The sequence below is a fragment of the Exiguobacterium sp. SH5S13 genome (assembly GCF_004337085.1).
GTDB classification, from domain to species: domain Bacteria; phylum Bacillota; class Bacilli; order Exiguobacteriales; family Exiguobacteriaceae; genus Exiguobacterium; species Exiguobacterium aurantiacum_A.
On record NZ_SJUS01000018.1, the window covers coordinates 14915 to 27865 of the forward strand.

General features: G+C 52.0%; 14 protein-coding genes and 1 pseudogene. 7 read left to right on the forward strand and 8 right to left on the reverse strand.

Annotated elements, in window-relative coordinates; genetic code table 11:
* Positions 1-94: 94 nt before the first annotated feature.
* Positions 95-1186: an ABC transporter ATP-binding protein gene (locus EVJ30_RS09965; protein ID WP_131468948.1), complete on the forward strand. Its 1092-nt coding sequence runs from the start codon at positions 95-97 to the stop codon at positions 1184-1186.
* Between the two features lie 218 nt (positions 1187-1404).
* Here EVJ30_RS09965 and EVJ30_RS09970 read toward each other — a convergent pair whose 3' ends face one another.
* Both EVJ30_RS09970 and EVJ30_RS15295 read right to left on the reverse strand, forming a co-directional pair.
* On the reverse strand, positions 1405-2490 hold the full coding sequence (locus tag EVJ30_RS09970) for a GGDEF domain-containing protein (protein WP_131468950.1): 1086 nt from the start codon (positions 2488-2490) through the stop codon (positions 1405-1407).
* Between the two features lie 259 nt (positions 2491-2749).
* Entirely contained in the window at positions 2750-2896 is a 147-nt protein-coding gene (locus tag EVJ30_RS15295) for a hypothetical protein (RefSeq protein WP_201738370.1), read from the reverse strand.
* Positions 2897-3143: 247 nt separating this feature from the next.
* Between EVJ30_RS15295 and EVJ30_RS09975 the strand changes: the two genes are divergently transcribed.
* Positions 3144-4586 (forward strand): carbon starvation CstA family protein, encoded by a 1443-nt coding sequence (locus tag EVJ30_RS09975; RefSeq protein ID WP_131459060.1) that lies wholly within the window; start codon positions 3144-3146, stop codon positions 4584-4586.
* Positions 4587-4627: 41 nt separating this feature from the next.
* Here the strand turns inward: EVJ30_RS09975 and EVJ30_RS09980 are convergent, their stop codons facing one another.
* A complete protein-coding gene (locus tag EVJ30_RS09980; RefSeq protein WP_236634158.1) occupies positions 4628-5755 on the reverse strand; it encodes a sensor histidine kinase in 1128 nt (375 codons plus the stop codon).
* A gap of 178 nt (positions 5756-5933) precedes the next feature.
* Here EVJ30_RS09980 and EVJ30_RS09985 point away from each other — a divergent pair, with 178 nt between their 5' ends.
* Positions 5934-6797 (forward strand): SDR family oxidoreductase, encoded by an 864-nt coding sequence (locus EVJ30_RS09985; protein ID WP_236636080.1) that lies wholly within the window; start codon positions 5934-5936, stop codon positions 6795-6797.
* A gap of 40 nt (positions 6798-6837) precedes the next feature.
* On the opposite strand, the gene EVJ30_RS09990 is transcribed toward EVJ30_RS09985, so the two are convergent.
* Positions 6838-7554, reverse strand: coding sequence for a peptidoglycan DD-metalloendopeptidase family protein (locus EVJ30_RS09990; protein WP_131459058.1), 717 nt, complete (start codon positions 7552-7554; stop codon positions 6838-6840).
* Positions 7555-7817: 263 nt separating this feature from the next.
* A pseudogene (locus EVJ30_RS09995) lies at positions 7818-7970 on the reverse strand (DUF1541 domain-containing protein); the annotation flags it as partial.
* A gap of 166 nt (positions 7971-8136) precedes the next feature.
* Here EVJ30_RS09995 and EVJ30_RS10000 point away from each other — a divergent pair.
* Positions 8137-8616, forward strand: a complete 480-nt coding sequence (locus EVJ30_RS10000) for a DUF305 domain-containing protein (RefSeq protein WP_131459056.1) — start codon at positions 8137-8139, stop codon at positions 8614-8616.
* A 14-nt stretch (positions 8617-8630) separates the two neighbouring features.
* On the opposite strand, the gene EVJ30_RS10005 is transcribed toward EVJ30_RS10000, so the two are convergent.
* On the reverse strand, positions 8631-9260 hold the full coding sequence (locus EVJ30_RS10005; RefSeq protein WP_131468952.1) for an NAD(P)-dependent oxidoreductase: 630 nt from the start codon (positions 9258-9260) through the stop codon (positions 8631-8633).
* 117 nt (positions 9261-9377) lie between these two features.
* Between EVJ30_RS10005 and EVJ30_RS10010 the strand changes: the two genes are divergently transcribed.
* Entirely contained in the window at positions 9378-9704 is a 327-nt protein-coding gene (locus EVJ30_RS10010; RefSeq protein WP_131459054.1) for a winged helix-turn-helix transcriptional regulator, read from the forward strand.
* 98 nt (positions 9705-9802) lie between these two features.
* Here EVJ30_RS10010 and EVJ30_RS15170 read toward each other — a convergent pair whose 3' ends face one another.
* Positions 9803-9940 (reverse strand): hypothetical protein, encoded by a 138-nt coding sequence (locus tag EVJ30_RS15170; protein ID WP_161566985.1) that lies wholly within the window; start codon positions 9938-9940, stop codon positions 9803-9805.
* 324 nt (positions 9941-10264) lie between these two features.
* On the reverse strand, positions 10265-10573 hold the full coding sequence (locus EVJ30_RS10015; protein ID WP_161568834.1) for a hypothetical protein: 309 nt from the start codon (positions 10571-10573) through the stop codon (positions 10265-10267).
* On the opposite strand from EVJ30_RS10015, the gene tnpB reads away from it, so the two are divergent.
* Together tnpB and EVJ30_RS10025 are read left to right on the forward strand one after the other, a co-directional pair.
* Positions 10560-11732 (forward strand): IS200/IS605 family element RNA-guided endonuclease TnpB, encoded by a 1173-nt coding sequence (gene tnpB / locus EVJ30_RS10020; RefSeq protein WP_131459052.1) that lies wholly within the window; start codon positions 10560-10562, stop codon positions 11730-11732. The two genes, EVJ30_RS10015 and tnpB, sit on opposite strands and share 14 nt — an antisense overlap.
* Before the next feature lie 322 nt (positions 11733-12054).
* On the forward strand, positions 12055-12915 hold the full coding sequence (locus EVJ30_RS10025; RefSeq protein WP_131468954.1) for an SDR family oxidoreductase: 861 nt from the start codon (positions 12055-12057) through the stop codon (positions 12913-12915).
* Positions 12916-12951 lie beyond the last annotated feature (36 nt).

The following is a 12951-nucleotide window of genomic DNA, read 5'->3' on the forward strand; positions in this document are numbered from 1 at the left end:
TGTCCCGACCTATCACCGTCTACCATGGACAGTTTGATGCGTCTGCCGTTCGATTGGACGTGACACTTCAGACGAGCAGCAATCAGAGTTCAGTATGAAATCGCTCCAGCTACAACATGTTAGAAAAAAGTATGGGGACCGTGAAGTCATAAGCGAGCTTGATATGATGGTCGAGGCGGGCGAATGTTTTGCGATTGTCGGCCCGTCAGGCTGCGGAAAAAGTTTGCTCCTTCGCATGATTGCCGGCATGGAGTCGCCGACGAGCGGGACGATCCGCATTGACGGGGTCGCGACGAATCGGTTGAAACCGAAGGAACGAGAGGTGGCGTATTTGTCTCAGCAGGACACGCTCTATCGCTTCTTGACCGTTGAGCAAAACATGGAGTGGTCCTTGCGCGGAAGAGGCTTGACACGTTCAGCGCGACAAGACCGATGCCGTCAGATGGTCAATCTGTTTGAACTGTCCGACCTCATGAAACGAAAACCATACGAACTCTCAGGGGGGGAACGACAACGGATTGCTTTGGCTCAAGCGCTCAGCACGGAATCGCAGATCTACTTGCTCGATGAACCGTTCTCGAACCTTGATGTCAAACTTCGAACGGAACTTCGCGCGAAGCTTAGGCAATGGCAACAACATTTTGGTCTGACGTTTCTGTACGTGACCCAAGACCAGAGCGAGGCGATGTTGATGGCGGACCGGATGATGATCATGAATAACGGTCGCGCTCAGCAAATCGGTAAACCGCTCGACTTGTACAACAAGCCGGCGAATACGTTCGTCGCATCGTTCCTCGGTACACACCCGATGAACTTGACGCCTGTGACACGAAGTGACAAGGGATGGTCTGTCAACGACGGTCGTCTGTTCCGTCCCTTATTGGTCACGGGAATAGAGCAGGCGATACTTGGAGTCCGACCCGAGCACATCCTGCCGGCGGGAGCAGATGTGACCTTTTATGCCGAGTTGAAAAGGATTGAAGTACTCGGTGCGGAAACCATGCTCACGTTTCATTTAGGGAATGCCGAGTGGATTGCCAAATGGGAAGGTCAATGGCCGCTCGCGATCGGCGAAAAAGTGGCATGTTACATTGCGCCGCGGCATATGACGTTGTTCGACGAGAACGGAGGGCTCCTTGAGACTCGTCCACCGAAGCTGTTTGAGACACTCGAAATCAGACGATGAACGAGAAGCAAGAAGCGGGGGACAGCACTGTAGATTCATAGGAAAGAGGCCACCGGGAGCAATTGATGCGCTCCTGACGGCTTCTTGTCATTGTTTCAATATTATCAACAGTTGATTCGACTTCGGAAACATAATCCTGCGCTCATATACGGGGAGTTCACTCAACGTATAAAAAAATGGAACCTTCACTCGAAGGCTCCATTTTTTAAGGTGAATCATTAGTTGGTTACGAGTGAAAGTTCACTGACATTCGTTAGAATCACTTGGTTTCGTCCCGAGCGTTTCGCTTGATATAATGCGTTGTCCGCTGCTTCGGTCATCTTCTGAACCGGCTCCGATTTACCGTGGGCAATCCCGATTGAAGCGGTGATATGAATCGGAGGAAAGTCCTTCAATACGAAAACTTCATCCTCAATCCGCTTACGAATACGTTCAGCGACTTTTTCCACCTTTTCAGGAGTAAGATCATACATTAAAATGACGAACTCTTCACCACCGACACGTGCGACCACATCATGCAATCTCGTTTCAGCCAAAAGCAGTTCAGCAAAGCGTTGTAAAACGAGGTCCCCGTTTGCATGACCATATGTATCGTTGACGCGTTTGAAATGGTCGATGTCTAACGCCAGTACGTTAGACGGCCGATTTTCATTCTCTAGTTCAGACGTATAACGATCCCAGACACGACGGTTGAATAAACCGGTCAAAGGGTCACGCTCGGCGGATTGTTTATAATCTTTCGCTCGTCGTTTCGCCTGATCAAGGTCAATCGTCAGTACGCTCGAGAGCAACCCGACCAATAGTCCAACCGTCCAAATCGTGGCGATAAGTGTGATATAAGACATGCTCCAGCCGAGATTGATTAATACGGCGATTGATATAACAAATAGCGCCCAGACGTTTAATAGCATACTTTGAAAGAACAGTCGTTCAGACAGACGGCGATGAATCCATATCATACCGAGGCTAACGAACCACGTCGCGATAAAGGCGACGACGGCTTGATCAGTGAATCCAAACAAGAACCGAGTGCTTGCGATAAAGCCGGTCGCGATGAACAATGGCAAACGTGCACCATAAAAAGCGAGCAATACGAGCGGCAAGTGGCGCAAGTCGACACGGACATCCTCGTTCACCTCGACACCGTTAAACATAAGGAACAAGCCGAGCATCCCCGCGAGCATACCGATTAGGACGCCACGACTTCTTGATGAGAAGAATAGTTGTGAGTGAAACACTTTGGAAATCAAATAAAAGCCGGTAAAAGCGACACAAGCATTAACGAATAGAGAGATAATTGGCATAAAATCACGACCTTAGTCACAGAGTATACTTTAACCGTAACAGACTGCAAAAACTTGTCAAATCCGAAAATATTTTTTGAAGAAAACTGTAAAAATAAGATGGTTCAATGTATTCAAACTACTGATTTACTAGTGGTTCACATGACTGAAAGCATTAAAAATAAGAGGAACACCCAAATCAATGGTTGATCCTCTCACTTCAATGCAGCATAGTATTTCCCTATTAAAATTTCGGCGAATTAGAATACATAGTTCAACATCACGCCTTTTTCTTCGTTCCTTTAAAAGCGAAGAACATCGCGATGCCGATGCCGAGACCGAGCCACCAGTTGTCGAACAACAGTCCGAAGATGAGAATAAAGGCGACGGCGACCGGGAGTGCTAAATATCCACGTTGTCGTTTCATTTGATTCATCCTTTCCCTACGTCTCTCTTTGACTGTTCCCGGAAGCGGAATGATTCATTCGAAAAGAAACCGTTTTCATAAAAATGGCTCAACATCAACGTTTGTCTAAAAGATGAACATTGTTATTTTCATGTGAAATAGTGAGCAATTACATCTATCCATCCGTAGAAAAGCCTGTTATATTTTAATTGTGATAAACTTCACAATAAGAAATCATACATGAGTCATATTATAGGAGGAAGAGAAGATGATTACATTTTTTATTGCACTAGGATTATTATTGGTCGGGTACCTCGTCTACGGCCGTTACGTCGAGAAGACGTTCGGCATCAAGGAGGAACGGACGACGCCCGCCTATGCGTCTCAAGACGGTGTCGACTATGTACCGATGGGGAAAAAACGTAACTCGATGATCCAACTGTTGAACATCGCCGGTGTCGGTCCGATCTTCGGTCCGATCATGGGAGCACTCTACGGTCCGGTCGCATTCCTTTGGATCGTGGTCGGGTCAATCTTTGCCGGGGCGGTGCACGACTACTTGACCGGAATGATCTCGCTCCGTAACAACGGCGCACACTTGCCGCAGCTCGCTGAGAAGTTCCTCGGTCGCTCGCTCCGTCACGTCGTCAACGGGTTCGCGCTCTTGTTGCTACTGCTTGTCGGGACGGTGTTCGTCACGTCACCGGCCAATATGATCAACAACTTGTTCGACGGTAATGCGTCAACGCTCGCCTGGGTGCTCCTCGCCATCTTCGGCTACTACATTTTGGCGACGCTCTTACCTGTCGATAAGATCATCGGGCGCATCTACCCGTTCTTCGGGGCACTCTTGTTGATCAGCGCCGTCGGCATCGCCGTCAGCCTGTTCGCCCAAGGCTATCAGGTCCCTGAGATGACGTTCACGAACATGCACCCGGACGGCTTGCCGATCTGGCCGCTCTTGTTCTTCACGATCTCGTGCGGCGCGCTCTCAGGATTCCACGCGACGCAGTCGCCGATCATCTCGCGGACGACGATGAAAGAGAGTAATGGCCGCAGCATCTTCTACGGCATGATGATCGTCGAGGCTGTCATCGCCATGATCTGGGCAGCGGCCGCGATGGCGATCTTCGAACCGGGTCAACTGCTCGCGATGATCAACGCCGGCACACCGGCGCTCGTCGTCCAAGAAGTGGCGACGCTCATGCTCGGCAGCATCGGCGGCACGCTCGCCATCCTCGGCGTCATCGTCTTGCCGATCACGTCAGGTGACACGGCGTTCCGTAGCGCCCGGATGATCATCGCCGACTACATGAAGATCGCGCAGAAGAAGTTCGCATCGCGCCTTTGGATCGCACTCCCGTTGTTCGCCATCTCGTTCATCTTGACGAAAGTCGACTTCCGTCTCCTCTGGCAATATTTCAACTGGGCCAACCAGACGACGGCGGTCATCGCCTTGTTCGTCGGGGCGACGTACTTGTACATTAAAGGACGCAACTACTGGATTGCGCTCATCCCGGGGACGTTCATGTTGTATGCGGTCTGGTTCTATATCTTGACGGCACCGATCGGCTTCAAGATGGACGGAATCATTCCGTACGTCATCGCGACGGTCGGGACGGTGACATTGTTCGGCTTGTTCTTCAAGCACGCCAAAGCGATGCGCGCCCAAGATCTCGAGTGCGACGCACCGGTTCGAAAAGTCGCATAACAAACAGGGGCCTGGCATACATTGCCGGGCCCCTTTGTTGATCAGTCATATAAGTAAATCGAGAACGTCGTCCCTTCTCCGTACACGGAGTCGGCGTGGATGCCCCAGCCGTGCGCCTCGGCGATCCGTTTGCAGATGCGCAGGCCGAGCCCGGTCCCTTTGATCGGACGGTGGGAGTCGGAGTCGACCCGGTAGTACTCGTCAAAGATGTACGGGATGGACTCAGGAGGGATACCGATGCCTGGGTCACGGACGGATAAGACGAGCGTCGTATCGTCCATCGAGCCCGTGATTCGGATCGTCCCGCCTTTCGGTGAATACTTGATGGCGTTGCCGATCAAGTTGTGAAGCAGTTGCAACAACTTCTCCTGGTCGGCCTCGATCGTCGCGTCGCAAGTGGACAAGACGACCTGGTGATTGGGGGATGTCGTCTCATAATGGGCGACAATGCCTTCAAGAACCGGTTTGAGTGCGAACGTCGACAGCGTCAGCAAGTCCGCGGAGTAGTTGACGCGTTGATAGTCGAGGAAGTTATCGACGAGCCGTTCGAGTCGCTCCGCTTCTCGCTTCACGAGCGTCAGCATGCCGTGCGTCTTTTCGTTATCGGTATGTTGGTACATGAGCAGTTCGGTGTAGCCGCTGATGGCGGTGAGCGGTGAGCGGAACTCGTGCGACAGCTCGGCTAAAAATGAGTCTTTCTGCTCCTCGAACCGGCGCGCTTCGGTCTCGTCGCGCCAGAGGATGAACACGCCGCGCGGGGTATAGGTGAAGTTCAAGATGAGTTGCAGCGTCCGGTCGCCGAGCTGGAAATAGTGGGGTTTCATACTCGGACAGCAGCCGAAGCGATTGTCGAGCAATTCTTCCCAAAAAGACGTCACGGCAACCGGGTCGGCCCCGTTCCGTTCGAACACATCATGGAAGAAGCGGCTCAAGGTCTTGAAATCGCTGAAGCGCCGTGTCGTCAGCGACGGACAGAAGGCACGGAGCGGTTGGTTCGTATACAGGTGGTTGCGGGTAAAATCGATATAACAGACGGCATCCTGCACTTCCTCGATGAGTGAAGCGATGGGAGAGTGCGGCAAGCGTCGTGTTGAATAGTTCGGGATGGCTCGTTTTGGACGTGTTCGGCCGTGCCTTGCGGATGAACGATAAAATCGGTTTCGGTCCATGCGTCGGCCTCCTCTCTACGATGTCGATTGATCTGTCTCTATTATACGACATTGTGCAGTATTTCCCTATATAGTCCATGGACCTACCTAAAAATGAGAGGAAATCGGGACGGTCGGCACAAATTGTTCAAACACAAACAGACGAAGCTGTACGACAATGAGAAGAGGAGGCGATATGATGAAGCAAGCGATTTTAGTGACCGGTGCGACCGGGAACGTCGGACAATACGTTGTGAAGTATTTAGAGAATCGAGGGGAAGCCGTCGTCGCGGCCGGGAGCAGGGTGGACGAGCTGCAGCGGCGCTTCCCGATGGCGGCACGACACGTCGAACTCGATTTTGAAAATCCGGACACATACGAAGCGGCGCTCGACGGGGTCGATCGCGTCTTTTTGATGCGTCCGCCACAGATCGGGGACGCGGACGTGTTCGTTCCGTTCATTGAGGCGATGGCCGAACGTTCGATTCGACTCGTCGCCTTTCTTTCACTCATGGGCGTCGAGACGAATCCGTTCCCGCCCCACTATAAGATCGAGAAGTACATCGAGCAATCAGGTGTTCCATCCGTTCATATCCGGCCAGGTTTCTTCATGCAGAACGTGACCGGCGTCCACGCCGAGGAGATCCGTCAAGACGACGAGATCTTCATCCCGGCCGGTAACAGTCAAGTCAGCTTCATCGACGCCGAGGATATCGGCAAGGCGATCGCGCACGTCTTAGCCGACCCGGAGTCACATCGCAACACGGCCTATACGCTCACCGGACCCGAGGCGCTCGATTATGTCGACATCGCCAACCAATTGACGATTCTGACCGGGCGGCGCATCACGTACGCCAAGCCGAGCATGCTACGCTATCGCTCACACTATATTCAGGAACGTGGTCTGGATCCAGCGTATGTGAATGTGACGATGGCGCTCTATCTCATGACACGGCTCGGTACGGCGAAGGCGGTGACGGACGACTTTGAACGGTTGACCGGGGAGAAGCCACGTTCGTTTGCTGAGTTCGCACGTGATCACGTAGATACGTTCCGGCGCTAAAAAATACACCTTCATCCTTTAGCGGATGAAGGTGTATTTTTTAGAATAACGTATACGGGTTGACACTGTTGGCGGCTGTCGAGCCGCTATAGACGTACTTATTTTTATGGATCTCGAAGTGGAGGTGGCTCCCGAACGAGTTGCCGGTATTCCCGATCGTCCCGATGTTCGCGCCTTTCGAGATCGATTGGCCTTTGACGACGTTCAACCGATCCATGTGGGCATAGACGCTCGTGTACGCTTGGCCGTTGATCGTATGCGAGATCATGACGTGGTTCCCGTAGGCGCCATAGTTTCGGGCGACGATGACTTGACCGGAAGCGGCCGCTTGGATCGGTGTCCCTTTGACGGCCGCGATGTCGATGCCGTTATGGAACGTGTAACCGTACTTTCCGCTCGCCGGGCCATACCCTTGCGACAATCGGCCTTTCGCCGGCATGATGAATTTAGCCGCCGTGGCCGCCTTCAATGCCGTACCGCTATATTTTTTGACATATGTACTCGCTACATATTTCGTGCTGCCGTTGTAATTGATTTTCGTCCATGAGCCGGTCGCCCCTAGATACGTGAACGATTGACCGAGCTTGGCGCTGCCGACTTTTTTGTAGGCGGTCGATGGACCCGTCCGCACGTTCAAGCTGTTCGTTGTGATTTTGACTTTATAAGAAGTGGCTGCCTCTACCGGTGTTGACGTTTGAAGCGTCAAACCGGAAACGAGAAGTGCGCCGAGAGTAATTGTCATTAATTGTTTTTTCATTTTTTGGTAAATCCTTTCGATCAGTTAACAGGGCGACGGAACGATGTTTTTCTTAACCTTCTTTAGGAATTTTACCATCAAAAAATATAATTAAATATGTCATTTATATTTCAAAAAAATATATTGAAATTTATTCTTAAAGTTCGTAATTCTTTCACAAGCATCAAGTAACATAGTCGCCTTGTCTGACTATGTGCAAACAAAACGGCCACATCCTTTTTAAAAGGGTGTGGCCGTTTGCGCATATACATATTCTTCTTGCTTCATTGAGCGGACAGTTCGTCCTCTGTGACCCACTTATGATTGGTCACTTTCTCGCCAGACTCTAAAGTGAAGTCAATCATATAGACGGTCGTCTCTTCGACGGAATCGATAGTAGCGGTCGTACCGTCCATGCCTTCCAGGTGTGACGTTGAGCGTCCCGATCAAACCGGCCGACATGCCGAGGTGATCGAACAATTGATGGGCGAGAGATGTCATGGAAGAAGTGTGGGCTCAGAGGGGTGAATAATGGTGTTTCAAAAAAAAAAGAACAGGAAAAGAAATACGTAGAAGCAAATTATAGAAAGGCGGGAGAGAACGATGAAAGCTTACATGAAATTTGGATTAATGATTTTAGTGTCGACGTTCCTTATGTACTGGCTCATGTTTTTGAATGTGTACCAGCTCGACCACATCTTCTTCAGTCAGACGCGGCTCTATATGGCACTCATCATGGGATCGGTCATGGCGTTCGTCATGTTGCTCTTTATGTGGGGGATGTACAAAAACAAGAAACTGAATGCCATCATCTTAGGGGCAAGTGCGCTCGTGTTCGCGCTGTCGCTTTGGCTCGTCCGCAGCCAGACGACGGTCGATGACGTCAGTTGGATGAGAGCGATGATTCCGCACCACTCGATCGCCATCTTGACGAGCGAGCGGGCGGAGATTGAAGACCCGCGCGTGAAGCAATTGTCAGAAGAAATCATCGAGGCACAAGAGCGCGAGATCGCCGAGATGAAGCGGTTGATCGAAGAGTTGGAGCAAAAAGAAGAGGAAGCGAAAGCAGACGTGGCCGAATAAAGCGGCCACGTCTGTCAGTTTCCAATCAGCGGATAGTCATGAACATATTGCCGTGCCTCGATTTCATCGAGCATAAAGTGGGCGACATCGGCCCGGTCAATCATCGGTTTGTCGAAAGCGAAATAACCGGTCCGATACTGCTCTGTCTTCGGACCTTCTGACAGACGAGGACAACGGACGACCGTCCAATCGAGCCCGCTCGCTTCAAGGATCCCTTTTTGCGTATAACTATCGCGAAGCAGATCGCTCGCGAGCGTCTTCATGAGCGTCTCGGCAAAACGGCTCATAAACTTCTGTTTGACGTCTTTTGGTACTTTGACGGTCGCGCCGGTCAAGTCGATGACCCGTTTCACACCGTACTCATGCATCGCGGCGACGACGTGTGACGTCGCTTTTTCGAGGATATCTTTGTTCGACGTCTTCGTGTGGCCGAGTGCCATCACGACAGCGTCCGTTCCTTCGACGGTCCGGAAGACGTCCGCCCGATTTTCGGCATTTCCGCGGATAACTGTGAGCCGGGCGTGGGTGATGCCGAGTTTTTCTGGCGTCCGGACGAGCGCTTTCACGTCATGGCCTTGTTCGAGTGCTTGGGCGATCAACTCACGACCCGTTCGCCCGCTCCCTCCAAATAGTGCGATGTTCATTTCGCTCACTCCTTCATTGTTAGTAGATATGTTTAGCGTACCCGTTCACGTATATAATTAGAAGTACGCACAATTCTGTCATATACTATCTTTAAAGATACTAAAGGAGTGAATCCTATGCAGGAGTGTCCAGTTGAAACAATCGTGCAAAAGATTTCCGGGAAATATAAGATGTTGATTCTTCATCGGCTCGGCACGCTCGGGACGAAGCGCTTCAACGAGCTGTGCCGCTTGTTCCCACAGGCGACGCCACGGACGATGACACGGCAGTTGCGGGAGCTCGAACACGACGGACTGATCATTCGGACCGTATATTCGGAAATTCCCCCTCGCGTCGAGTACAAGTTGTCAGAAGAAGGTCGATCGCTCTTTCCGATTTTAGAGCAGCTCGGACGCTGGGAGTATGAGCGCCAAGGACTACCTCATGTTGAACTACATTCGTGAGACAACAGGAGGGCTCCGTACTAGAGATCAGCCAGCGTCTTCTGTCTCATCATAGCTTGAGAAACGTGAGAAGAACGAGGGCCATCTAGACTCGACGGTTAGCGGATCCGTAAATTTTCTTCGATGAGCGCGGCGGCCAACGTGAGCGCTTTGATTCGCCGTTTGGCTAGCGTCAGTTGTGATTTGTAGCGTTCGGGTTGCGCTTTCGCCTCGAGGGTTGCCACTGTCTCGTCCAATTTGTGAATAATCGAGTCGATTTGTCGTTTTGCTTCAAGTAGGGTCTGTCGATGTGTAGTCCATGAGGCCTCCTAAAGTTTTTTTATCTAGTATACACATGAAAAACCGATCGGATTGGCATCTTTGTGATATATCGTTAGCACGGTGTTTTATTAAGTACGGAGCGATGAGGCAAGAGTTGACATGACAGTTTTTTAGAAATTGAGCTGGAATTATCGAGTAAATCGAATAGAAAGAGGCCACCATGAGCGAACAAGTCGCTTACGGTGGCCGCTTCATATTAAATTCTTTGAAATCGGTTGGGTATATCCCAATCTCTTCGCTTATTTTTTAGGATTTTGGAATTGATTAAGGACGCCTTTCAGTTTGTCCGTCAAAGAGTTAGAGTGTCCATCGCCGCTTCGTTGACCGGTAGTTTTATTATCATTCATTTTCCCGGTGACTTCTTTCGCCTTGGCCGCAACTTGATCGATGATGCGGTCATACTTACCGTTTTGTTTATCAAAAATAGGCGAGAATACGCCCGCTTCTAAGCGACCAGGGCGAAGCCCCAGCGAAAGTGGGCGATGAATCGCCACGAACTTTTCTGGGTATAAATACCTAGAGGAGGTGAACGGCGTGTCGACACACAAAGGGTACAGATTTCGGATCTATCCGACCGAGGAACAGGAGGTCCTGATCGCCAAGACGCTCGGCTGCGCCCGCTTCGTCTTCAACCATTTCCTGGCGAAGTGGGACGAGACGTACCAGGCGAGCGGGGCAGGACTGTCCTACGGCGCGTGTTCCGACGCGCTCCCATCCATGAAAGAGGAGCTCGCGTGGCTGAAAGAAGTGGACAGCACGGCCCTGCAGTGGTCGTTGAAGCACCTGGCCGACGGTTATGACCGCTTCTTCACGAAGCAGAACGGGCACCCGCGCTTCAAGTCGAAGCGCAACCCGGTCCAGTCGTACACGACGAACATCCAGGGCAAGTCGCAGCAGCCCGAGGTGTCGATCGCCGGGAACCGGCTCAAACTGCCGAAGCTGAAGTGGGTCCGGTTCGCCAACTCGAGACGGGTCGAGGGTCGGATCCTCAGCGCCACGATCCGCCGGAATGCGACGGGCAAGTACTTCGTCTCCCTGAAGGTCGAGCAGGACATCGAGCCGCTTCCTCAAACCGGCTCCTCGGTCGGCGTCGACGTCGGTCTGAAGCACTTCGCAATCTTGTCGGACGGGACGGTGTACCCGAACGACCGCCATTTCCGCACGCTCGAGAAAAAATTGGCACGTGAGCAGCGCAAGCTGTCCCGCCGTCAGCTCATCGCCCTGAACAAGAACGTAAAATTGTCCGAGGCGAAGAACTATCAGAAGCAGAAGCGCAAGGTCGCGCGCATCCACGAGAGAATCGCGAACAAGCGCAACGACTTCCTGCAGAAGGTGTCGACCGAGATCGTCAAAAACCACGACGTCATCGGGATCGAGACGCTGCAGGTGAAGGACATGCAGCAAAACCGCCAATTGAGCAAGGCCATCTCCGACGTCGGTTGGTCGGAGTTTTTCCGCATGCTCGCATACAAGGCCGACTGGTACGGGAAGACCGTCGTCAAGGTCGGGAAGACGTTCGCCTCGAGCCAGCTCTGCTCAGGTTGCGGCCATCAACACAAAGACGTGAAACATCTCGGCTTGCGTGAATGGACGTGCCCGAACTGCGGCGTCCACCACGACCGCGATGTCAACGCAGGACTCAATCTCAAACGAGAAGCCGAACGCATCCTGGCCTCTTCAACCGTCGGGACGACGGGGTTAGCCTGATCAGGTTTCGGTCGTTAGACCGGATAACTCAGGAATCCCTCACCTCCAAGCGCAGCGTAGGTGGGGGTAGTTCAAGTTCAGACATGTGTCTAATTCCTCCTCGTTTGAAATCTATATAGATAATATAACCGAATTTGCACGAATTTAAAATTTTGAGGTCATTAGAACTTGTTTTTACGGCTTCTAATCGTCATTGGCGACCACCTCCGGAACAATCATATAAGCAGACTGGTTACACTCTCAGCTTAACAGGGAACAACCAAGTGACAAATACAGCAGGTGTAACTGACTCGACCACAAATTGAGAAGGAGGAAATGAATCATGAAATACTTAGTCACAGGTGCGACCGGAAAACTCGGATCAAAAATCGTCGATGTATTACTCGAGTCCATTCCGGCGAGCGAACTTGCGGTCAGTGTCCGCAACCCGGAGAAAGCGGAAGCGTTGAAAGCGAAAGGCGTCGATGTGCGTCACGGGGACTTTGACAAACGAGAGACGCTCGATACGGCGTTCCGCGGCGTCGAAAGACTGCTGATCATCTCGACGGACGGGGACAACGACACACGGATTCGTCAACACGGAAACGCAGTCGAGGCAGCGAAACAGGCCGGCGTCGGTTTTATCGTCTATACGAGCCTCGCGAACGCGACCGACAGCCAAAACTTGATGGCACCGCCGCACGTCGCGACCGAGGCGGCAATCGAAGCGACGGGCATCCCCCACGCTTTCCTGCGCAACAACTGGTATTTAGAGAACGAACTCGGCAACATCCAAGGGGCGCTTGCCGGTGCACCGTGGGTCAGCGCGTCACGTGACGGCAAAGTCGGTTGGGCGCCACAACAAGATTACGCCGAAGCCGCAGCGAACGTCCTTCTCGCTGACGACTTCGAAGCAGAGATTTATGAGCTGTCTGGTCCGCTCCATACCCAAGCAGAACTCGTCGAGGCGCTCAGCGATGTCATCGGGCGAGACGTTCCGTTCCAAGAAGTGACGGCCGATGCTTACGCCGACGTCATGCGTGGTGCCGGTGTACCGGATTTCGCCATCCCGATCGTCGTCGGCATCCAAGAAAGCATTCAAAACGGGTCACTCGAGGTCGAATCGACCGATTTCGAACGTGTACTTGGTCGTCCGGTCACGCCGATCCGTGAGGCACTCAAACAACTTATCGCAACGCTATAAAAACAGACCACGAATTCGAGTTCGTGGTCTGTTTTT